Source organism: Lysinibacillus sp. NPDC093712, assembly GCF_050280025.1.
Classification (GTDB): Bacteria; Bacillota; Bacilli; order Bacillales_A; family Planococcaceae; genus Lysinibacillus.
In genome coordinates this window covers 1,026,364-1,049,178 of record NZ_JBNNUU010000002.1, presented here as the reverse complement: position 1 = coordinate 1,049,178, position 22,815 = coordinate 1,026,364, and the positions used below count along the sequence as shown (strand labels likewise).

The window sequence follows — 22,815 nt, the reverse complement described above, 5'->3', positions numbered from 1 at the left end:
GACCTTCGAAAATTAATTCTTTTTCGAAGGCCATTTTTCAGGCACAGGATCAAAGCCACCAGGATGAAGAGGTTGGCATTTTAAAATACGTATTACGGTTAATATTAGTCCTTTAATAGCACCGTGCTTTTGAAAAGCTTCTAGTCCATATGAGGAGCATGTTGGATAGAAGCGGCACGTTGGTGGCGTCATAGGTGAGATGAATTTTCTGTAAAACTGAATGAGCCATATAAAGGGATATTTCATGCTTGACCATCCTTGTGATGTGTATTTGATTGCTCAGGCTTAGCATCAATTGTTTGTGTAAAAAAGTCGCCTTTTTTCTTGAGAATGACAATGACGGAGACTCCAAACATTAGCATCATCATGGCGATCATAATTATTATTGGTAATGGCACACCCATTGTTTTCACTCCAATTTCTATTCGTTATTGTAATTATAAAAGATGATCTTAAGAATGTGTCTATAATTTGCTTGGTTAGGTTCAAACCATAGCTAAAACAAGTTATGGCCCTGCGACTGTTAACAGATTATTACAGAAGCTTTCTGATCGGGCTAAATAAATCTGGTGCAATTACGTCGAGGCGTAACGTAATTGATTATTCATCGTGTTGATGAAAACTTTGGTTAGGCTTTTCATCTACCGTATGCTTAAAGGCATAAGCACGATTGACACTTACAATGGTAGCAATTGTAACTAAAACAACGATTATGATTGCTACCGTTAAGAGCGAGACTAAACTCATTGCATTCACTCCGTTCTTGTTCATTATACCTATTATAAAATAGATGCTCTAGTTTAGTTGTGAAGGAAGTTTGACATTCCAGCGAATAAAATATTCTGTTTACCACCATACTATGGAAAAAGGGGTGTTATAAATGGATCGTCAGCGTGTATATTTTTCACTTGCCCATAAAACATATTATACAAATCCATATGAGGGTCAATGGAATTTCGAGCTCAACGTAGATCGACAAGCATTGGATGTTTTCGAAAAAATATTTCAACAAATGCAACTATTAGAAATTGCCAATGGATGGCGTGCGCAATTACCTTATTTGCAATATCATTTGGACAGAGAAAATGATGAATTAGATTTACGGTTAAAGAAAATTTATGCACTCATTCACGAATATGGAGATGACGATACAAAGGAATTTGTAGAACAGCTTCCATATTTCAATAAACGTGTCTAGCTTATTGTGCTAGACATTTTTTTATCTTAAATATTTTATTTTAGGAATAGTAATTGGAAAATGATTTCTATAAAAATAATGGAAAGCGTACCTAGACCAACCATAGCCAATTTTATTTGAATGTTGTTTTCAAGTGTAGTTATATTACAAACAGAACAGCTTAACGCCACTCTAGAAGGGTTTACCATGGTCATTAAAGATGAACTAACATTTTGGATACAAGCGAGTAAAGTGGGAGAAGCTCCAATCTGTATCGCAGTTTCTGTTTGTAATCGAATAAACATCGTATTTGAAGCCGTATTACTACCAGTTAAAAAACCCCCCGTAGCGCCAATTAAAGGTGTAATGAATATAAAAAGTGAACCAAAAGAATTTGCAGCAGTTAAAGATAGTAGCTGAATCATCTTTGCCTCTGACATCATTTCTGAAACAACAATATATAAAAAAGTAGTAAGCAATACGGGGTAACATTTATTGATTGTTAATTTGATGCTATCGATTATTGATGCGCTGTTTAAACGAAATAGTATACATGTAAAAAGACAAACAATGAAGAGAAAAAATCCAGGTGAATATAAAAAAGATAACTGAAAATGATAAGACTTTATCGTTACGGTAAATAGGTGAGTTAAAAAATCTTTAATGGGTGGAATGGTTCTTGAAACGAACAATAAAACGATTAACAGTAAATATGGAGAAATATTTTTTAACAATGCATTAGAACGATGCTGATTGCTCTTATTGTGTAAAGTAATCATCATAAAAATTGTTATGATAACTGTTAATGAGCCAACTAAACCTGCAAGCTCCACACTGATGAAACGATTACTAATCCATACGCTTAAACCTAATATCAATCCTATCCATAGTATTTGCCATTGTTTCTTTTTCATTGCTTTTTTTCCGACCCCAATATAAGTAACTAAAAAGGCGAAATAAATATAAATAGGGATACACATAAGGGCACTACCAACACCTAAATCCACTAAAGGAATGTTTCCTAATGATGCACCAATCATAGTGCCCAACGCTAACGTCCCCCAAGGAATTATACATAAACTAATTAATGCAATGAGAGAAGATTGGATCGCATTAAATTTTAAAGCTATTAAAATAGGTGCAATAACAATTACCGCTAAGCCAAAGCCACTAACAGATTCAATTAAAGGGGAGAGCCCTAAAGCTAATAACAATACTTGATACGTTTTGTCATCGGTAGAGGTGGCGATGGCAGTAGCTATTTTTTGTATCGCTCCTGATTTCTCCATTAAATGAAATAATAAAATGCCAAAAAATAAAATATAAATAACTGGCACTGTTGTGAGAAAACTTTTGATGAAAGGTTTAGGAAGTAACTCGACACTAGTGTGAAATACAGGAGATATAGCGATAACGGTTGTAAGTATGCAAGCGACAGTGCCTGTAAAAATAGAAGATTTTTTTAAAATGAATATCATAAATAAAATACTAGCTAAAGGTAATAGTGCTAAAACGACTTTTATCATTGAACAACACTCCTATGTTTATTTATTCACTTTAGTATATTTTATTTTCGCTAAAGTGTAAATATGTACTATTGGACATTTTTTTCTGTAATGAGGGTAATCATCTTATAGGTTGATTGTTGTATATCATGTGCAATATCATAGTAAAAGAGCTATCTCTAGATGGAATAAAATTTTCACTATAGTAAAAATAATAGTAGGACGAACCAATAAGAATAAGATTGCTTAGACTGCATAATGAAATAGTGAGAGGGGCTTTTATAATGAGATTTGGAAAGCAAGTAAATGCTATTAGGAAAAAAAATAGGATGACATTACAGGAGCTTTCAGCAGTAAGTAACGTGAGTGCCTCGATGCTATCTCAAATTGAAAGAGAAGAAAAAAATCCAACGATTCAAGTAGCTTGTCAAATTGCAGAGGCATTAAATACAACGCTTTCTGCTTTGCTAGATCAACAGGAAAAAAGGGATATTGTAGTTATAAGAAAAGATGAACGCCCAATATATGTTGACGAAAAGTCGGGGTTTCAACGTCATTTATTATCACCTTCCGTTCCTTCTAGAGGCATTGAGTTTGTTTTAAATATCATTCCAGCCAATAAAGAGTCGGGTATATTTCCGGCACATAAATCAGGAGTGAAAGAGTATATTTTTGTTAAAAGCGGGAAGTTACGTGTTGAATTAGGACGTGGCGCTTTTTATGAAGAATTAGAAGCAGGGGATTCCTTCTTTTTTGAAGCGGATACAGAGCATCGATTTATCAATATGACAAATGAAGAATGTCACTATTTCCTTGTGATTGATTCCTCGCAGTATATGAAATAATAAGTCAGCAGAGCGTAATGAATACATTCGTTACAATATAATAATAGGAGTGGAATGGAATGTTTTCATTTACAGATTTAAATGGTTTTCAAGTGGATTTAAGCTTTACAAGAGGTGAGTTTGAAGTTGAGCCGAAGCATGTACTCATCTTTTTAAAGCATAAAAATAAATGGTTATGCACGATTCATAAGCGTCGAGGCGTAGAAGTCCCAGGCGGTAAGGTAGAACCTGGCGAAACATTAGAACAAGCTGCTGTTAGAGAAGTATTTGAAGAAACAGGTGTACATGTGAAAAATCTTCGGTGGTTTGCAGAATACGCTGTTCATGGTGAACTATTGTTTTGTAAAACAGTCTTTACTGCGCAATTTGGAAGTCAGGAGAAGGTAGAGTTTGACTTGGAGACATCGGGAATGGTCTGGCTAACTGATGAAGAGTTTGTAAGTCACCCAAACTTAAGCTTTCATATGAAGGACGAAGGCATGCAAAAAATGCTAGAGGAGCTGAAGCGCTATGACGATCAATGGGGAAATAGTTGAAAAACGTCCATATCCTTCACCGAATCCAGCTATTCGCTTATCAGAAATTACTTATTTATCACTTGGATTACGGGTTAAAGGCTTGCTAGCAGAGCCTAAGGCAGAAGGTACATACGATGGGTTTTTATATTTACGTGGAGGAATGCAAAGCATCGGCATGGTGAGACCAGCTCGTGTTGCCCAGTTTGCCGCACAAGGTTTTATCGTTTTTGCCCCTTACTATCGAGGGAATAGAGGGGGAGAAGGTCGTGATGAGTTTGCAGGTCAGGATCGTTATGATGCAGTGCATGGAGTAGATGTACTAAAGCAATTTTGCAATGATAATATTCATGTGTTTGGCTTTTCACGTGGAGGTATTATGGCGCTGTGGACGGCAATTTTACGTAAGGATATTACATCGGTGGTTACGTGGGCAGGTGTCTCTGATGCGACAGCTACTTATTGGGAGCGGACGGATATGCGTCGTATGATGAAACGCGTAATTGGAGGTACGCCTAATCGTGTACCAGAGGCTTATGATGCACGTACACCATTATTTGAAGTTGAACACATTACAGCCCCGGTGCTTATTATTCATGGCTATCGTGATGAAAATGTTGATATTGAACATGCAAGGCAATTAGCATTTTACTTAGAAGATGCCAATAAAACGCATGAAACGTGGTATGATTACCGTTTTGCACATCAATATCCACCTGCTCAAAATCGAGAAACTGTACGCGCTTTATGCGAATGGATGAAGAAACAATGATATTCTAGCAGCAGGACATTTTAAATTGTGTGAGTGACTGGCACATATAAATCATAAAAATCCACTGCACTTTCCATGGGCACAAGGTAGGCCGAAACCGTCGCTAACTGCGCTGTTTTTACGTCTTACGCTACTTGTGTTGCCTTAGGGATGTTCGTGGATTTTTATTGTATTAGTAATAAAAAATAGGACTATTTTAGTGAATTGTGTGAGTGACAGGCACCGTGCTTATAAATGATTGAATTGTTTCCCAATATTTTGCTCCTGCTACATTTTCGGCTCTACCGTGTCCAGCACCTTCAACAAGTAGTTTTTCTTTAGGCACATTGGCTGCGTCATAGACTTCATTTAGCATTGAAGAAGGGACGAATGTGTCGTTACTACCGTGGATAAATAGCATCGGTGTTTGTGATTTTGCAACTTGTTTGACCGTATCAGCTTCTCCAAGTGTATAGTCAGCTTTTAATTTCGTTACGGCTGAAGCAAAATACATGATAGGGAAGGCTGGTAAGTGGAAGATCTCTTTTAGCTGATAAGAAAATTCGTCCCAAACAGAAGAATACCCACAATCCTCGATGATTGCCTTAACGTTTGTAGGTAATTCTTCGCCAGATGCCATCATTACTGTAGCGCCCCCCATCGAAACTCCAAAAAGGACAATTTCTGCATCGTTATTTAATTGAACCGTATTGTCAATCCATGACACGACATCTAAGCGATCATGCCAGCCCATTCCGATATAGTCTCCTTCACTTTTACCATGACCTCTCGCATCAGGAATAAGTACGTTATAGCCCATGTCATAGAAGTGTTTTGCATACTTGGTCATCTGTAATCCATCACTTGAATAGCCATGAAATATAATTGCCCATTTGTTTGATTCATTTTGATTTTTAATGGAATAGGCATGTAGTTTTAGTTGATCTACGGATTGAATCGTTGTTTCTTCGTAATGGCTGTTAAACCATGTTTCACGAGCCTCTTTCTCTTTCACTTCATTCGGATTAGAATCAATTAAATTATGCGGTGCATCAAGAACGGCTGATTTATCAGATTGTGGATTTAACGCCAAGTTGTAAAAGTAATTGCCTGCAATAAATCCAGCTCCAATAAACAACACAAATAATGAAACTATGATGCCAACTAGTATTTTGTATTTTTTTTTCATATGTATCCTCCAATACTATCCAAAACATAAAAATTTGAAGAGTATTTTTTATAAAAACGGGTAAAAAAAAGGGAACGAATAAATCGTTCCCTTAGCCGCATTATTATTTTAATGGACCACCAAGTTTAGTGATTGCTTCAGAAACATTTGAGAATTTCTTGAAGTTGTCATTGAATAGACCAGCAAGTTCAGCAGCTTTTACATCATAAGCAGCTTTGTCTGCCCATGCATCGCGTGGGTTAAGCACTTCTGAAGGTACACCTTCAACGGCTGTAGGAATGTGTAAGCCAAATACAGCATCTTGAGTCGTTTCAACGTTGTTTAGTTTACCATCGATTGCAGCACGTACCATTGTACGAGTGTAAGAAAGCTTCATACGGCTACCTGTACCGTATTCGCCACCAGTCCAGCCAGTGTTTACTAAGAATACTTGTGCGCCATGCTCATCGATTTTTTGACCTAACATTTCAGCATAAACAGTTGCTGGAAGTGGAAGGAATGGAGAACCAAAACATGTAGAGAATACTGGTTCTGGCTCTGTTACACCACGTTCAGTACCTGCAAGTTTAGATGTGAAACCACTTAAGAAGTGATACATTGCTTGTTCTTTTGTTAATTTACTGATTGGAGGTAACACACCAAATGCATCAGCAGTTAAGAAGACGATTGTTTTTGGATGACCTGCAACAGATGGATCAACAATATTTTCAATATATTGGATTGGGTAAGCAACACGTGTATTTTCTGTTAATGAAACATCATCGTAGTCACAAACACGAGTTTCAGGATCTACAGCTACGTTTTCTAGTACAGAACCGAAGCGGATTGCGTTATAGATTTCAGGTTCTTTTTCAGCAGAAAGGTTAATTGTTTTTGCATAGCAACCACCTTCAATATTGAATACGCCGTTGTCAGACCAGCCGTGCTCATCGTCACCGATTAATTTGCGGTCAGGGTCAGCTGATAAAGTTGTTTTACCAGTACCAGATAAACCGAAGAATAATGACACGTCGCCAGCTTCACCAACGTTTGCTGAACAGTGCATTGATAGGATGCCTTGTTGTGGTAATAGGTAGTTCATAATACCGAAAATAGATTTTTTCATTTCACCAGCATATTCAGTACCACCGATTAGGATGATTTTCTTTTCAAGTGATACAATAATGAATGTTTCAGAAGATGTACCATCGATAGCTGGATCTGCTTTAAAGTTAGGAGCTGAGATAACTGTGAAGTCAGCAACATGAGAAGCTAATTCTTCTTGTGTTGGACGGATAAATAATTGATGGGCGAAAAGATTATGCCAAGCATATTCATTGATTACTTGGATGCTTAATTGCGAATCTTTGTCAGCACCAGCAAAACCTTTGAATACGAATAATTCGTCACGTTCTTTTAAGTATTTAACTACTTTTACATATAAGTTATCGAACACTTCCGAAGAAATTGGTTGGTTTACTTTACCCCAGTCAATTTTATCTTTTGTGCTTTCTTCTTCTACCGTATATTTATCTTTAGGTGAACGACCAGTGTATTTGCCAGTTTCTGCACGAACTGCGCCATCTACTGTTAACATAGCCTCACCACGAGATGTAGCTTTTTCCGCTAATTGTGGTACTGAAAGTTGAACGTTAATGTTCCCGCCGTTTAATAATTCCTTCAGTTCGTTTGCAATTTCTACTGAATTCATCGATTAAATACCATCCTTTTTTATAATATTCCCTTGAGTTTGAGGGAGTTTTTCTTAATTTCAAAAATAGTATAACACAATTGCTTTAATAATCTATACTAATTCAAAAATTATTTTCGTGTTTTAAATAACTTTCAACAAAAAGTCATAAAATAATTGACAACGTTCGACCTTTTACGTAAGATGAGGAATTGAACGGATACTCTTATCCCGAGCTGGTGGAGGGTCAGGCCCTGTGAAACCCGGCAACCTGCATGAACTATTTCACGACATGCGCTGGTGCCAACCTGATGCAAGGGGAAAACCCTTGAACGATAAGAGTGAAAGGTTACGAAGTCATTATTCCTTTCCTCATGTAAAGACGTGAGAAAAGGATTTTTTTTATTTTCATAATGAATGTAAAGGTAAGTATATACAATTCTTTCCTTATTATAATGACGGATCTTTCGAAATCCTCATGTTAAAAGCAACAACGGCTTGAAAGTTCTATCCTTCAGGAGCGAACTTGACATGGGTAATGAGTACCGTATTAATTTCGCAAATGCTATTTGTAAGAGTAATAGGAGGAAAATCAAATGACAAACCGTCGATTGTTTACATCAGAGAGTGTAACAGAAGGACATCCCGACAAAATTTGTGACCAAATTTCGGATGCCATTTTAGATGCCATTTTAAAAGAAGATCCAAATGCACGTGTAGCGTGTGAAACAACTGTAACAACAGGATTAGTATTAGTAGCAGGAGAAATCACTACTTCTACTTATGTAGATATTAAAGGTATCGTGCGTGATACAGTAGCAGAAATCGGCTATACACGCGGCAAATATGGCTTTGATGCTGAAAACTTAGCAGTACTAGTAGCAATTGGTGAACAATCACCAGATATTGCTCAAGGTGTAGACCAAGCATTAGAAGCGCGTGAAGGTTCTATGACTGATGCAGATATTGAAGCTATTGGCGCAGGAGACCAAGGATTAATGTTTGGTTACGCTTGTAACGAAACACCTGAATTAATGCCTTTACCAATTAGTTTAGCGCATAAATTAGCTCGTCGTTTAACAGAAGTACGTAAATCAGGTGAACTATCATATTTACGTCCGGACGGTAAAACACAGGTGACGATTGAGTATGATGAACACAACATCCCAGTTCGTGTCGATACGATTGTTATTTCAACACAGCATGATGAAGAAGCGACACTTGAGCAAATTCAATCAGATTTAAAAGAGTTCGTAATAGCACCAGTAGTTCCTACTGAATTATTAGATGCTCAGACGAAATATTTTATCAATCCAACAGGTCGTTTTGTTATTGGTGGGCCTAAAGGAGATGCTGGACTTACTGGTCGTAAAATCATCGTTGATACATACGGTGGCTATGCACGTCATGGTGGTGGAGCATTCTCTGGTAAGGACGCTACAAAAGTAGACCGTTCAGCTGCATATGCTGCTCGTTATGTGGCAAAAAATATTGTTGCTGCAGGTTTAGCAGAACGTGCTGAAGTCCAACTTGCTTATGCCATTGGTGTAGCACAACCAGTATCAATCGCAGTAGATACATTTGGTACAGGAAAAGTAAGCGAAAGCGAAATCGTAAAATGGGTTCGCGAACTATTTGATTTACGTCCAGCAGGCATCATTAAAATGCTAGATCTACGTCGCCCAATTTACAAACAAACGGCTGCTTATGGTCACTTTGGTCGTACAGATTTAAATGTGCCTTGGGAAAATACGGACAAGGCAGATGCATTAAGAGAAAAAGTTAGTCTATAAGCTATTTTGTAAAGAGCATTCGTATATGTGGTAAACATAAGCAAATGTTGTATTGAAGGGGCTACTTAAAGGCCCCTTTCTAACTTGCTTCAGCATTCATACCCCACTTTTAAAGGTTGGATTTGAATGCTGAAGCAAGTTAAAGGCCCCGGCGGATGTCATAGATTTTCTAAGGAAGCTTTTAGAGCTGACTGTAAAAAATCTGGACGCAATTATGCCTAGGCATAATTGCGTGCAAAAAATTCGCGTCTTTCCGTTTACCTTGGAAGGAAATCGCGAATTTATTTTTTATCCTATATAATTTTGTTTCTTACTAGAGCACTTACACCTATATCGCAGCCTACGTATTTTTAGGGCATCCATTATTTTTGAAGAGATTTGTAATATTGACCTTTTTCAGCGTATTCTCTAACAATACGTTCCATGTCTTCTTTATCTTCAGCATTTAATTCACGTACAACTTTTGCTGGACGACCTAATGCTAAGCAATTAGGAGGAATGACTTTACCTGGAGGTACAAGACTACCCGCACCAATAAATGCACCTTCTCCTATCTCTGCCCCATCCAACACGATTGATCCCATACCTATTAATGCATTTTTTCGAATTGTACAGCTATGTAAAGTTACTTGGTGTCCAACTGTTACTTCATCTTCGATTATTAATGGATATTTTGGACTTTGATGTAGACAGCAAAGATCTTGGATGCTTACTCTTTTACCAATTATTGTTGGTGATACATCGCCTCGAATAACTGTATTAAACCATATAGTTGTCTCGGCACCAATCGTTACGTCACCAGTAACGGTTGCATAGTCAGCTATAAAAACTGATGGATCGATATTAGGTGTTTTGTCTTTGAACGGATAAATCATGCTAAACGCCTCTTTTCTTTCTTTGATGTAGTATTATCGTATCAAATGCGCAATTTTATGCAAATATAATTTTATAATGACGAGAATATTTCGTTATAATCATTGTGTAACTATTTATTTAGGAGGACTATGTGAATGTGGAAATGGGAAGCTGATGGACAAGCGAAGGCTGTGATTGCTATTGTTCACGGTGCTTATGAAAATCACCGTTGGTACGCATGGCTTATTGAAAAACTCAGAATGGAAGGCTTCCACGTAGTCATGGGGGATTTACCGAATCATGGGGCAAATGCGAAACTCTCACGTGTTCATGATGAGGACTTTAAAGAGTACAACAAATATACAAGGCATTTAATTGAAAATGCTTTTTCATATGATTTGCCAGTGTTTTTAATGGGGCATGGACTAGGAGCAACGTTAATCCTTCATACAATGCATAAGAGAAAATATGAGTGTGCAGGAATTATTTTGACATCACCTTGGCTGCATTTGAAATTACAGCCTGGTAAGTTATCAAATGCATTAACTAGCTTAAGTGCTTTAACGGCAAGCGTTAAAATGACACACGATATCTCGTTTGATAAATTAACGCGTAGTGTCGAAGGCAGAGATGAAATGAAGGATGAGTTTCCTTTTAAGTCCGTTATCTCAGTAAAGTGGTATCGTGAATTACAGCAAATGATGCGCAATTTAGCGGTCATGCCAAAAGCAGAGTTTCCGAACACGCCTATGCTTATTATGACTGGGGAAAGAGATAGTATCACGGAAACTAGACAAACACGCAATTGGCTACATCAGCAGGAGTTTGCTGAATTCCAATTTAAAGAATGGGCAAAATGCTACCATAATCTATTCCATGAAATAGAGCGTGAAGAGATTTTTGTCTATATCCGAGATTTTGTTAATAATGCCTTGCGTCGAATTGGATATATAATTCGATAGAATGTTTCCCCTCCGAAAAATATTGTTGAATAAGATGTATAGTAACTTAAAAATAATGTTGTAATTTTCAGAAAAATGTAATACTATAATGTCTTAAAGTAAGAATATTCATATTTTGGGAGGGGTAAAATGGAAGGTATTGTAAGTTTTCTGAACAGTATTTTATGGGGGCCGTGGTTTATTTATGGTATTTTATTGATTGGTTTATTCTTTTCAATCATTACACGGTTCCTGCAAGTAAGACTCATTAAGGATATGTTCGTCTTAATGTTTAAAGGAGAGAAATCGGAAAAAGGAATTTCTTCTTTCCAGGCAATGTCGATTGCATTATCAGGGCGTGTTGGTACAGGTAATATTGCTGGTACGGCAACTGCAATCGCAATGGGGGGGCCTGGTGCAATTTTTTGGATGTGGGCCATTGCCTTCATCGGTGCGGCGACGGCTTATGTTGAGTCGACATTAGCACAAATATATAAAGAAGAGAAAGATACAGAATACCGTGGTGGTCCAGCCTTTTACATTGAAAAAGGAATGGGACAAAAATGGTTTGCAATAATTTTTGCGATTGCGGCGTTAATCGCAATGTTAATATTAATGCCTGGAGTTCAGTCAAATGCAATTTCAGTCGCTGTTGAAAACGCTTTCGGAATGGATGCGTGGATTACAGGAATCATTATTGTTGTACTATTAGCTGCAATTATTTTCGGTGGGGTTAAATCGATTGCAAATGTTGCACAGGTAGTTGTACCGTTCATGGCTTTAGCTTATATTTTAATGGCAATTGTTATTATTTTTATGAATATTTCACAAGTGCCTGCTGTATTTTCTTTAATTTTCTCGAGTGCTTTTGGTGCACAAGAAGTATTTGGGGGTATTATTGGTTCAGCGATTGCTTGGGGGGTTAAGCGTGGTATTTATTCAAACGAAGCTGGTCAAGGAACTGGAGCGCATCCAGCTGCAGCAGCAGAAGTTTCACACCCTGCTAAACAAGGTATTGTGCAAGCAGCATCTGTGTACATTGATACATTATTAGTTTGTTCGGCTACTGCATTTATGATTTTATTTACAGGTATGTATAATGTGCAGAATGAAAAGGCTGCTGAAGGTACAGATCAGTTTATTTATGTTGGAGAATTTAATCAAAATGGTCTGACTGGAGACGAACAAATTACGTTTGCGAAAAGTATTAAAGAAGGTGCAGCGTTTACACAATATGCAGTGGAATCTTCATTGCCGGGCATCGGTTCAGAGTTTGTAGCAATTGCTCTATTCTTCTTTGCATTTACGACAATTATGGCGTACTACTATATAGCTGAAACGAATGTAGCCTACTTATTCACTGGGCAAACCGAAAAGATTTTCATTTGGATAGCTAAGATTGCCTTTTTAATTGCAACATTTTATGGAACGGTTCGTACATCGGACCTTGCATGGGCAATGGGAGATGTTGGCTTAGGTTTAATGGTATGGATTAATGTTATTGCCATCTTAATTATTATGAAACCTGCGATTCTAGCATTAAAAGATTACGAGAAACAGAAAAAAGAGGGCAAAGACCCTGTTTTTGATCCTCGTAAACTAGGAATTAAAGGTGCAGATTTCTGGATTGAATACAATGATAAACGAAAAAATAAATAATGGATAAAAAGTGTCCTCTCATTATGAAAGGACTTCAGACTATAAACAAACTCGAAGATTTTCGAGTTTGTTTATAGTCCTTTTTTTATTTAAATTAATATAAGTGATGACTACTGCCGTTGATTTCCGCTACGGGCGGTCGCTTTCTGCGGGCACATCGTAAGCCGCAACCCTCGCTAACGCGCGGTTTGTTGCGTCTTACGTTTTGCGCTGTTCCCGCAGGAGTCAGCCCGCCCTCCACTCCAATCAACTAGTGTCAACACGCTCTTTCGAAGGAAAAAGTTAAAATACAGTACAATTATCGCACTTATGATTATATTGGATAGTCGTCTGCTTTAATCATTAAATAAATTTAGAGGTCTACTGCCGTTGATTTCCGCTACGGGCGGTCGCTTTCCGCGGGCACATGGTAAGCCACAACTTTCGCTAACGCGCGGTCTTTTGCGTCTTACGTTTTGTTCGTTATGAGCAGGTGTCGTCCGCCCTCCACTCTAATCAGAGTGCCTGGCACCAATCCTAAGTTAGTGTAATATTTCATTTTTTCGTGAAAATCAAAAGGATAAAAAAATGACAAAAGTATCAAGCGTTAACTGTTTAATGTCTTTTGTCTAAGATTTTGATGAATAAATAGAGTACTATCATAGAAGACATCTAGCAAAAATTATATAGAAACAGTATTTTCTATATTAAAAAGTATTCCATCATAATTCTTTGTGCCGCTGAGAAAGGAAAAAGCCCGAAATTTCAAGTTTCGGGCTTTTGTATAAAGGGTTAATTGGTAGGTAAGTCTTTCATTTTTTCTAGGGCAATGACAAATGGTGGATCGTTTTGTTGGTTTAAAAATTCGTATTTTAACACATGTACATATTTTTGTGGTAAATGACTGACAAATTCAATAACAGCGTCACGTTCTTCCTTACCACCTGGATGGCCATGGTAGATGACAAGTACAATTAAGCCTCCAATTTTTAGGAGTTGTAATAAATCTTTAATTGCTTGAATAGTTGTATTCGGTTTTGTCACAATATCATGGTCACTACCAGGTAAATAGCCAAGATTGAAAATTGCAGCAGTAACTGGCTTTTGCACATGTTTGGTAATATTTTCGTGCCCAGTATGTAACACTAGGGCACGATGCTCTAACGCGTTGTCTAGCAGACGATGCAATGTAGCGTCAACAGCGCTTTTTTGCACATCAAATGCATAAACTTGTCCGTTATCGCCAACAAGCTGTGCTAAAAATAATGTATCATGGCCGTTTCCAGCTGTTGCATCTACAACTGTATCGCCTTCTTGTATCGTGTCTACTAATAATTGCTGTGCATATTGTAAGACTCGTTGAAGCTTCATTTTGTGACCTCAGCATTAAAAAACTTACCTTGCCAACTGCCACGGCGTTCTAACTCCGCATCAATCCCATTTAGTACTTCCCACTTATTGACACTCCACATCGGTCCAATCATTAAATCAATTGGCCCGTCACCTGTTATACGATGAATAACCATATGTGGTGGCAAAATTTCTAACTGATCGGCTACTAGTTTTGTATAAACATCTTGGTCTAAAAATTCTAGTATGCCTTTTTCATATTGTTTTACCATTGGTGTCCCTTTTAATAGGTGAAGTAAATGGATTTTAATGCCTTGGACATCGAGCTTAGCAACTGCGCGTGCAGTTTCCATCATCATGTCATAGTCTTCTAGTGGAAGCCCATTTATAATATGTGAACATACGCGAATTCCGTGCTTACGAAGTTTTTCAACACCTTCTACATATGTTGCATAGTCATGTGCACGATTAATGAGGTTTGCTGTTTTTTCATGAACTGTTTGAAGTCCGAGTTCAATCCACAAATAAGTGCGTTCATTTAGTTCTGCCAAATATTCTACAACATCATCTGGAAGGCAGTCTGGACGCGTCGCAATTGAAAGTCCTACTACGCCTTCTTGTGCCAATGCTGCTTCAAATTTCTCCTTTAAGACGGGAAGCGGTGCATGTGTATTGGTATACGCTTGGAAGTAAGCCATATACTTGCCATCTTTCCATTTTTGATGCATTTTGTCACGAATTTCTGCGAACTGCACATCAATTGGGTCTACTTTATTACCCGCAAAGTCTCCTGACCCTGCAGCACTGCAAAATGTACAACCCCCAAATGCAACAGTACCATCACGGTTCGGGCAATCAAAACCTGCATCGAGCGCTACTTTAAATACTTTATGACCGAACTGATCACGTAAATATCGATTCCATGTATAGTATCTTTTCCCCTCTGTAGGAAAAGGAAAGTTTATTTCTGTCATGTATTTCACTCCTCTAACGTTATATTTTATCATGTGCGTAAGGTTCCGTCATGGATAAGAATTTTAATATGTAGGATTGGTTGAGATGCAAGTTTATTCATTTAAATAAACAATGTGATTTATTGTCCAGATGGAGGAACGCATGTCTGCTATAGCAAGAGCACAATGAAGAAAAAAGTCTATTGAAAAAAGGAATATTTTATGAAGAAAAGGTAAATTTATTTTCCTTGTACTTTTTTATTTTTCAGCATAAACTAGCTATTTAGAGAAACGAAATAACGGAGGTCAGGAATATGCCAAAAAGTGTTTGGTTTTTAATTATCGGTATGCTTGTGAACACAACGGGCAACTCTTTTTTATGGCCTTTAAATGCCATTTATATGCATGACTACCTAGGAAAGACACTTGCAATGGCTGGCTTTATTTTAATGTTGAATTCGGCTGCAGGTGTGTTGGGGAATCTTTTAGGTGGATTTTTATTTGATAGAATTGGTGGCTACAAATCTATTATGCTAGGTATTCTTTTAACAGTTGCCTCGTTGGTCGGCTTAACGATTTGGCATGGTTGGCCTCATTATGTGTGGTTCTTAACCGTCCTTGGATTTAGTGGAGGCATTGTATTTCCAGGAATGTTTGCGCTAGCTGGAGCTGCTTGGCCTGAGGGCGGACGTAAAGCGTTTAATGCGATTTATTTAGCACAAAATGTAGGTGTTGCCGTTGGTCCAGCATTAGCTGGAATTGTTGCAGATTATCAATTTGATTATGTCTTTGTGGTCAATTTAGCAATGTATATTCTATTTTTCTTCATAGCATTGATTACATTTAAAGGAATAGATTCAGAAAGTATTGCACTGAAAAATGTAGTAAGTGAGAGTAAACGCATTACAAATAAAGCACCATTTTATGCGCTATTAATTTTAAGCACGTCTTCAGTATTATGCTGGCTTGCTTATTCACAATGGAGTGCAACAATTTCTTCGTATACGCAAGATTTAGGTTTAGGGTTAAAGCAATATAGTTTACTTTGGACTATTAATGGACTTCTAATAGTGGTTGGGCAGCCGTTAATTGCTCCACTTGTGAGACGCTGGGAGCATCAAATAAAGCGTCAATTAGTATTTGGTATTACGCTTATAGCAGCTTCATTTGGAATTATAGCATTTGCTGAAGATTTTAAAATGTTTGCAGCTGCAATGGTCGTATTAACATTTGGAGAAATGTTTTATACACCGGCATTACCTACAATTGCGAATCAGCTTGCACCAAAAGGACGTGAGGGTTTCTACCAAGGGATTATCAATAGTGCGGCAACAGCAGGCCGTATGATAGGTCCATTGTTCGGCGGCATAATGGTAGATCAGTTTGGTATGATTGCACTCGTTTCTATTTTAGTAATCATTGTATTAATAGGTATTTTCCCATGCCTTATGTATGACCGACCGTTGCTGTTGAGTGACAGGCACGGAAACAATTCTGAAAATTAAAGACAATTTATATTATTAAAGCGAATGCAAATCATTCGCTTTTTTTATTTTTTGGATTGAAATCGACCTCGTAAAACGATACAATCATACATATTCAAATATTTGAATATGTAGACATAATAATGGGGGGATTAACGTGGAAGAAGGCTTACAACAGTTTAAAGCTGATTTTTTTAAAGCTTTAGCACACCCGTTACGAATTAGAATTCTTGAATTATTGGTAGATGGTAAAAAAAGTGTTAATGAGATTCAAAGTTGCCTTGAAAAAGAGGGCTCAGCAGTTTCACAGCAGCTTAGTGTATTACGGGCGAAAAATATTGTTTATGGCACGAAGGAAGGAAAAAAAGTTTACTATTCTTTGAGTGATCCGATGATTGTTGAGTTGCTGCGTGTTGCCAAAGACATTTTTAACAACCATTTAATTCATACAATTTCAAGATTAGAAGAAATGACCGTCAGTGAAAATGATGAAGAGATGATGTAAGGTCATATTTTCATTTCCCCCTTAGAAAACAGCCTAGTATTGAATAAAAGAACGGTCTGGATTCAAAGAATTTATTATTTCGAAGGGAAGATTACTATATGAAGTCACTGTTTACGGGGCGGTTTGAAGGTTATTCAGTTAATCTTTTCAAAAAGGATTTATTGTCTGGGATTATTGTTGGTATTGTTGCAATTCCTTTAGCAATGTCTTTTGCAATTGCATCAGGTGTAAAACCAGAATACGGTATTTATACAGCGTGTATTGCAGGCATACTGATTTCACTTTTTGGTGGTTCGAAATATCAAATTGGCGGTCCTACTGGTGCTTTTGTGCCCATTCTATTAGGAATTGTCTTATCTTACGGCTATGAAAATCTATTGATTGCGGGGTTAATGGCGGGTGTCTTGCTATGCTTAATGGGCATTTTTAAGCTGGGCTCCCTGATAAAATTTATTCCGCGTCCTGTAACGATAGGGTTTACTGCGGGTATTGCGGTCATTATCTTTACGGGGCAAATAGCCAATTTTTTAGGTCTGACAAATATTACACGGCATGAATATTTTATCGCTAATATGAAAGAGCTCTTGGTGCATATTGGTACAACAAATTATTATAGTATTTTTATAGCAATCATTTGTCTTGTAATAATATTAGTGACACCTAAAATTTTTCCAAAAGTACCTGGCGCATTGGTTGGTATTGTTGTTTCTACACTTGTTGCTAGCTTCTTTTTTTCAGGACAAGTTGCAACAATTGCTACAGCTTACGGCCAAATTCCAAATACTTTACCGGAGTTTTCAATACCTGAAATTACCTTTGAACGAATGCAATTATTAATTGGGCCTGCATTTGTCATTGCTATGTTGGGAGGAATTGAATCTCTTTTATCAGCGGTGGTTGCTGACGGAATGACAAATAGTAAGCATAATAGTAATCGTGAGCTAGTAGGGCAAGGCATAGCGAATATTGTAACACCTTTATTTGGAGGGATTCCTGCTACAGGGGCAATCGCGCGTACTGCTACAAATATAAAAACGGGTGCGGCATCCCCAATGTCAGGTATTATTCATGGTGTTTTTGTATTAGTAACGTTATTGTTATTAGCGCCTTTTGCTTCCCATATTCCGTTAGCTAGTATGGCCCCAGTGTTGATGGTCGTAGCGTGGAATATGAGTGAACGAAAGCATTTCGCACATATTGTGAAAGCGAAATCAGGGGATTCACTTGTTTTATTGATTACGTTTTTACTTACGGTTTTCGCTAGCTTAACGATAGCTGTAGAAGTAGGGCTTGGTTTGGCAATTGTGTTATTTGTTAAACGAATGAGTGAGAAGTTGGTTGTAGATAAGGTTTTACCAGACCATACAAAAAATAATGGCAAGGTACAGCCACATGTTGTCAATCAAAAGCATGACTGCCCACAAATTAGTATTTATTCAATTGAGGGGCCGCTATTTTTTGGTGCAGCACAAACCTTTGAGCAGACATTACTACATTCAATGAACGACCATCCAAGAGTTTTAATTTTACGTATGAGTAAAGTGCCTTTTATGGATTCTACGGGAGAGTCCTATTTTAGCAATATCGTGCAAAACTTCACAACACAAGGCGGCATTGTTTTAGTAACGGGTGTCTCTGAAGATTTAAAAGTGGCACTGCTGCGTAATGGTTTATACGATCAAATTGGCAAAGATAATTTCTATGAACATACAGGAGATGCTATTAACAGGGCATTGAAAGATTTGGATATGAACAAATGCATTGGCTGCAAACATTTTGCCTTCCGTGAATGCGTGGACTTTTCCTCGAGTGACCATCGAGTGACAGGCACAGAAAAGATTCTGACAATTGAAGCTAGTTTAAATAAAAGCTCCACATGATGAATTATCGTGTGGAGCACTTTTTCAGTTCGTAAGGCATTAACAATTACTCTTTTTGCTGTACTCCGCAATATTGACAATAGGATGGAGGATGAAACTGTGACGTTTGAAGTAAACAATTTTTGAGAATACTCGTATTTAGGAAGGGGTAATCTGGTGATGTATTATGCTTATAGAGATGATAGGAGCTATATGGATAATCTTCCATGTTCGCAACAATAGGTGGAGCTGTTGAAATAGGATTGCGATGGATGTAGCGACTAACACTCAGCATATCTAGTTGTGAGGGAACAAGATCAGCAAAATAGCGACTCTCATACAGATGACCGCAATATTGATATTTCTTTTTAAAGTAATTGCTGTAACGCCAATTGATGACCGCCATCAATTTTCCTAGTGGAACTTCAGGTGACCGAATCAGAAGATGATAGTGGTTAGACATAATGCAATAAGCGACAATGCTAAAAGTGTATTTTTGATAAGCATATTGCAGTACACGAAAAAAAGCATCGTAATCAGCAACATTCAAAAAAATAGGTTGACGATTGTTACCACGCATTACTACATGATGATAATGATGTGGAGACCAAAGTCGTTTTTTTCTTGGCACACGATACTTCCTCCTTTTTCGTTTTCTATAGCATAAAAATGAATGAAAATAACGTCAAATATAGGAAAGTATCAGAAGTAACTAATAATTTTATTTTTATCAAGGAAAAAGGTCGAAATATCACGAATCTATCCAAAAATCATAGGAAAAAATTTTTTTCGCAAATTGTGTGTGAATTGTGTGCGTGCCAGGCACCGCGATAAAAAGAGGCTTGTGCTTTTTAGGACTTTCCATTAGAATAAATGCAATACATGTAAAGACATTGATGAGGAATAGTAAATTTGTGGTTCTTTTTAGAGAGCTAGCGGTTGGTGGAAGCTAGTAGGGATGCAAATTGAACTCGCCTGCTGAGTCTGCGTACATAAGTGTTATGTGTGCCGTCATTTCCGCGTTAAGGAAGCTTGAGCCGAGTGTAATCACTAATTTGGGTGGTACCGCGGGAGATAAGAATGCTCTCGTCCCTTTCTGACAAAGGAAGGGGCGAGTTTTTTTATTTTTTAAATATTTTGTCAATTCTTACGATAAGTGGTATTGAACATATATAAGGAGGAAATAGTATGAGCTTTAATCATCAACAAGTTGAAAAAAAGTGGCAGCAATATTGGGATGTCAACAAAACATTCAAAACAGAAAATGAAACGGATAAACCGAAATTTTATGCACTTGATATGTTCCCATATCCATCAGGAGCGGGACTTCACGTAGGGCATCCTGAAGGGTATACAGCAACAGATATCCTTTCACGTTTCAAACGTATGCAAGGCTTTAATGTTTTACATCCAATGGGATGGGATGCATTCGGTTTACCAGCAGAGCAATATGCATTAGATACAGGAAATGACCCAGCAGAATTTACGGCAAAAAATATTGCAACATTTAAGCGTCAAATTCAAGAACTTGGATTTAGCTATGATTGGGATCGTGAAATTAACACAACAGATCCTGAATACTACAAATGGACACAATGGATTTTCATTCAATTATATAAAAAAGGCTTAGCGTATGTAGATGAAGTGGCTGTAAACTGGTGTCCAGCATTAGGTACAGTGCTTGCCAATGAAGAAGTCATTGATGGAAAATCTGAGCGCGGAGGACATCCAGTAGAACGTCGCCCAATGAAACAATGGATGCTGAAGATTACTGCCTATGCGGATCGTCTAATTGATGATTTAGAAGAAGTTGATTGGCCAGAATCGATTAAAGATATGCAACGTAACTGGATTGGACGCTCTGAAGGTGCTGAAGTAACATTTGGCATTGAAGGAACAGACAAAAACTTTACAGTATTTACTACACGCCCTGATACGTTATTCGGTGCTACTTATACAGTACTTGCGCCTGAACACAAACTAGTGGCTGAAATTACTACAGCTGAACAACAAGCTGCTGTAGAGTCGTATCTTGAAAAGGTAAAAATGAAATCAGATTTAGAGCGTACTGATTTAGCTAAAGAAAAAACAGGTGTATTTACTGGCGCTTATGCAGTGAATCCTATTAACGGTAATAAAGTGCCGATTTGGATTGCTGATTATGTGTTAGCTACGTACGGCACTGGTGCTATTATGGCTGTTCCGGCACATGACGAACGTGATTATGAATTTGCCAAAGAGTTCGGCTTAGACATCGTAGCTGTGCTTGAAGGTGGCGACATCGACAAAGAAGCATTTACAGGTGACGGTCAGCACATTAACTCTGACTTCCTTGACGGCTTAAATAAAGCAGATGGTATTGCTAAAGCAATTGAATGGTTAGAAGAAAAAGGTGTAGGTGAGAAAAAAGTATCTTATCGTCTTCGTGACTGGTTATTCTCTCGTCAACGTTATTGGGGAGAGCCAATTCCAATGATTCATTGGGAAGATGGCACAACGACTCCAGTTCCAGAAGCAGAATTACCTTTAATACTTCCGAAAACAGATAATATTCGTCCATCAGGAACAGGAGAATCTCCATTAGCTAATATTACAGATTGGGTAAATGTTGTTGATCCTAAAACAGGTATGAATGGTCGCCGTGAAACAAATACAATGCCTCAATGGGCAGGTTCAAGCTGGTACTTCTTACGTTATATTGATCCGAACAATACGGAAGCGATTGCTGATCCAGAGTTACTAAAACGTTGGTTACCAGTCGATATTTATATCGGAGGAGCAGAGCATGCAGTATTGCACTTACTATACGCACGCTTCTGGCACAAAGTATTATATGATCTAGGTGTTGTTCACACGAAAGAGCCATTCCAAAAATTATTTAACCAAGGCATGATTCTTGGTGAAGGTAATGAAAAAATGTCTAAATCAAAAGGTAATGTTGTGAACCCAGATGAGATTATTGAGTCTCACGGTGCAGATACACTACGCCTTTATGAAATGTTCATGGGTCCATTAGAAGCATCAGTTGCATGGTCTACTAATGGCTTAGATGGTGCTCGTCGTTTCCTAGACCGTATTTGGCGTTTATTTGCCAATGAGGAAGATGGTACATTATCAGCGAAGGTTCAAACTTCAGACGATAAATTCCTAGAAAAGTCATATCACCAAACAGTGAAAAAAGTGACAGAAGACTACGAAGGTATTCGGTTCAATACAGCCATTTCACAAATGATGGTATTCATTAATGATTGCTACAAAGCAGAAGTTATTCCAACGGCTTACGCTGAAGGGTTTGTGAAAATGCTAGCACCAATTGCACCACATGTCGCAGAGGAGTTATGGCAGCTGTTAGGTCATGAAGAAACATTGTCTTACGAGCAATGGCCAGCATACGATGCGTCTAAACTAGTAGACGATGAAGTAGAAGTTGCTGTTCAAGTGGCCGGTAAAGTACGTGCAAAAATCATCGTTGCAAAAGATGCTTCAAAAGAAGAAATTGAAAAAGTAGCATTAGCTGATGAAAAAGTACAAGAATATATGGCGGGTAAAGACTTGGTAAAAATTATTGTAATTCCAGGTAAACTTGTTAATATCGTTGTTAAATAAAAATAGGAAGAACCGTGAAATACGCTTTTCAATAGCGTACTTCACGGTTTTTTTTTCGCCAAAATGACAATCGTAAATTAGAAAAGTAAGCGACATGATTTGACAAGACTTAGGTAAAAAAGATGTTATTTTAGATTTTTATAGCAAAATATGTATCTTTTGGCGTTAATAAAGGTTAAA

21 protein-coding genes, 1 riboswitch and 1 other annotated feature are annotated in these 22,815 nt (G+C 37.6%); of the genes, 11 read left to right on the top strand and 10 right to left on the bottom strand.

All coding sequences use genetic code 11. From position 1 onward, the window contains the following. Window positions 1–12: 12 nt before the first annotated feature. The 3 genes from yidD to ytzI all read right to left on the bottom strand — a co-directional run bounded on the left by yidD (window position 13) and on the right by ytzI (window position 747). Window positions 13–246 (bottom strand): membrane protein insertion efficiency factor YidD, encoded by a 234-nt coding sequence (gene yidD / locus ACQKNX_RS12630; RefSeq protein ID WP_340822904.1) that lies wholly within the window; start codon window positions 244–246, stop codon window positions 13–15. Further along, the gene (locus ACQKNX_RS12625; RefSeq protein WP_401009142.1) at window positions 243–404 is read right to left on the bottom strand and encodes a hypothetical protein; all 162 of its coding nucleotides are present in this window, start codon (window positions 402–404) and stop codon (window positions 243–245) included. The genes yidD and ACQKNX_RS12625 overlap by 4 nt, the downstream gene beginning before the upstream one ends. A 196-nt stretch (window positions 405–600) precedes the next feature. Continuing rightward, window positions 601–747, bottom strand: coding sequence for a YtzI protein (gene ytzI / locus ACQKNX_RS12620; RefSeq protein WP_340822907.1), 147 nt, complete (start codon window positions 745–747; stop codon window positions 601–603). A gap of 133 nt (window positions 748–880) precedes the next feature. Between ytzI and ACQKNX_RS12615 the strand changes: the two genes are divergently transcribed. After that, the gene (locus ACQKNX_RS12615) at window positions 881–1,198 is read left to right on the top strand and encodes a transposase (RefSeq protein WP_401009140.1); all 318 of its coding nucleotides are present in this window, start codon (window positions 881–883) and stop codon (window positions 1,196–1,198) included. A gap of 35 nt (window positions 1,199–1,233) precedes the next feature. Here ACQKNX_RS12615 and ACQKNX_RS12610 read toward each other — a convergent pair whose 3' ends face one another. After that, window positions 1,234–2,703 carry an L-lactate permease gene (locus tag ACQKNX_RS12610; RefSeq protein WP_427429157.1) on the bottom strand — a complete coding sequence of 490 codons (1,470 nt, stop codon included), beginning with the start codon at window positions 2,701–2,703 and terminating at the stop codon, window positions 1,234–1,236. A gap of 263 nt (window positions 2,704–2,966) precedes the next feature. Between ACQKNX_RS12610 and ACQKNX_RS12605 the strand changes: the two genes are divergently transcribed. The 3 genes from ACQKNX_RS12605 to ACQKNX_RS12595 are packed head-to-tail and all read left to right on the top strand — an operon-like array spanning window position 2,967 to window position 4,814. After that, the gene (locus ACQKNX_RS12605) at window positions 2,967–3,527 is read left to right on the top strand and encodes a helix-turn-helix domain-containing protein (protein ID WP_427429156.1); all 561 of its coding nucleotides are present in this window, start codon (window positions 2,967–2,969) and stop codon (window positions 3,525–3,527) included. Window positions 3,528–3,586: 59 nt separating this feature from the next. Next, window positions 3,587–4,063, top strand: a complete 477-nt coding sequence (locus ACQKNX_RS12600; RefSeq protein ID WP_427429155.1) for an NUDIX domain-containing protein — start codon at window positions 3,587–3,589, stop codon at window positions 4,061–4,063. Beyond that, the gene (locus ACQKNX_RS12595; RefSeq protein ID WP_427429154.1) at window positions 4,038–4,814 is read left to right on the top strand and encodes an alpha/beta hydrolase family protein; all 777 of its coding nucleotides are present in this window, start codon (window positions 4,038–4,040) and stop codon (window positions 4,812–4,814) included. Before ACQKNX_RS12600 ends, ACQKNX_RS12595 begins: the two co-directional genes overlap by 26 nt. Before the next feature lie 196 nt (window positions 4,815–5,010). Here ACQKNX_RS12595 and ACQKNX_RS12590 read toward each other — a convergent pair whose 3' ends face one another. Continuing rightward, window positions 5,011–5,982, bottom strand: a complete 972-nt coding sequence (locus ACQKNX_RS12590; protein WP_427429153.1) for an alpha/beta hydrolase — start codon at window positions 5,980–5,982, stop codon at window positions 5,011–5,013. A 103-nt stretch (window positions 5,983–6,085) separates the two neighbouring features. Continuing rightward, on the bottom strand, window positions 6,086–7,672 hold the full coding sequence (gene pckA / locus ACQKNX_RS12585) for a phosphoenolpyruvate carboxykinase (ATP) (RefSeq protein WP_427429152.1): 1,587 nt from the start codon (window positions 7,670–7,672) through the stop codon (window positions 6,086–6,088). A 202-nt stretch (window positions 7,673–7,874) separates the two neighbouring features. Then, a riboswitch (SAM riboswitch) is annotated at window positions 7,875–7,993 on the top strand. 254 nt (window positions 7,994–8,247) lie between these two features. On the opposite strand from pckA, the gene metK reads away from it, so the two are divergent. Then, complete coding sequence (metK, locus tag ACQKNX_RS12580) at window positions 8,248–9,444, top strand: methionine adenosyltransferase (RefSeq protein WP_427429151.1); 1,197 nt, start codon at window positions 8,248–8,250, stop codon at window positions 9,442–9,444. Window positions 9,445–9,806: 362 nt separating this feature from the next. Here the strand turns inward: metK and ACQKNX_RS12575 are convergent, their stop codons facing one another. Further along, window positions 9,807–10,319: a gamma carbonic anhydrase family protein gene (locus ACQKNX_RS12575; protein ID WP_139860748.1), complete on the bottom strand. Its 513-nt coding sequence runs from the start codon at window positions 10,317–10,319 to the stop codon at window positions 9,807–9,809. A gap of 135 nt (window positions 10,320–10,454) precedes the next feature. Between ACQKNX_RS12575 and ACQKNX_RS12570 the strand changes: the two genes are divergently transcribed. Beyond that, window positions 10,455–11,261, top strand: coding sequence for an alpha/beta hydrolase (locus ACQKNX_RS12570; RefSeq protein WP_340822920.1), 807 nt, complete (start codon window positions 10,455–10,457; stop codon window positions 11,259–11,261). A gap of 129 nt (window positions 11,262–11,390) precedes the next feature. Continuing rightward, window positions 11,391–12,899: an alanine/glycine:cation symporter family protein gene (locus ACQKNX_RS12565; RefSeq protein ID WP_427429150.1), complete on the top strand. Its 1,509-nt coding sequence runs from the start codon at window positions 11,391–11,393 to the stop codon at window positions 12,897–12,899. Window positions 12,900–13,670: 771 nt separating this feature from the next. Here the strand turns inward: ACQKNX_RS12565 and ACQKNX_RS12560 are convergent. Both ACQKNX_RS12560 and ACQKNX_RS12555 read right to left on the bottom strand, forming a co-directional pair. After that, the gene (locus tag ACQKNX_RS12560; protein WP_427429149.1) at window positions 13,671–14,249 is read right to left on the bottom strand and encodes a class I SAM-dependent methyltransferase; all 579 of its coding nucleotides are present in this window, start codon (window positions 14,247–14,249) and stop codon (window positions 13,671–13,673) included. Beyond that, complete coding sequence (locus tag ACQKNX_RS12555; RefSeq protein ID WP_427429148.1) at window positions 14,246–15,202, bottom strand: TIGR01212 family radical SAM protein; 957 nt, start codon at window positions 15,200–15,202, stop codon at window positions 14,246–14,248. Before ACQKNX_RS12555 ends, ACQKNX_RS12560 begins: the two co-directional genes overlap by 4 nt. Window positions 15,203–15,495: 293 nt before the next feature. Between ACQKNX_RS12555 and ACQKNX_RS12550 the strand changes: the two genes are divergently transcribed. From ACQKNX_RS12550 to ACQKNX_RS12540, 3 genes are all read left to right on the top strand, one after another. Continuing rightward, window positions 15,496–16,686 carry an MDR family MFS transporter gene (locus tag ACQKNX_RS12550; protein ID WP_427429147.1) on the top strand — a complete coding sequence of 397 codons (1,191 nt, stop codon included), beginning with the start codon at window positions 15,496–15,498 and terminating at the stop codon, window positions 16,684–16,686. Window positions 16,687–16,822: 136 nt separating this feature from the next. Continuing rightward, window positions 16,823–17,170: an ArsR/SmtB family transcription factor gene (locus ACQKNX_RS12545; protein ID WP_340822926.1), complete on the top strand. Its 348-nt coding sequence runs from the start codon at window positions 16,823–16,825 to the stop codon at window positions 17,168–17,170. A 98-nt stretch (window positions 17,171–17,268) separates the two neighbouring features. Continuing rightward, window positions 17,269–19,050 (top strand): SulP family inorganic anion transporter, encoded by a 1,782-nt coding sequence (locus ACQKNX_RS12540; RefSeq protein ID WP_427429146.1) that lies wholly within the window; start codon window positions 17,269–17,271, stop codon window positions 19,048–19,050. Between the two features lie 46 nt (window positions 19,051–19,096). Here the strand turns inward: ACQKNX_RS12540 and ACQKNX_RS12535 are convergent, their stop codons facing one another. After that, window positions 19,097–19,660 carry a transposase gene (locus ACQKNX_RS12535; RefSeq protein ID WP_427429145.1) on the bottom strand — a complete coding sequence of 188 codons (564 nt, stop codon included), beginning with the start codon at window positions 19,658–19,660 and terminating at the stop codon, window positions 19,097–19,099. A gap of 253 nt (window positions 19,661–19,913) precedes the next feature. Next, window positions 19,914–20,126 (top strand) — a binding site (T-box leader). 91 nt (window positions 20,127–20,217) lie between these two features. Between ACQKNX_RS12535 and leuS the strand changes: the two genes are divergently transcribed. Further along, the gene (gene leuS / locus ACQKNX_RS12530; RefSeq protein WP_427429144.1) at window positions 20,218–22,635 is read left to right on the top strand and encodes a leucine--tRNA ligase; all 2,418 of its coding nucleotides are present in this window, start codon (window positions 20,218–20,220) and stop codon (window positions 22,633–22,635) included. Window positions 22,636–22,815: the final 180 nt, after the last annotated feature.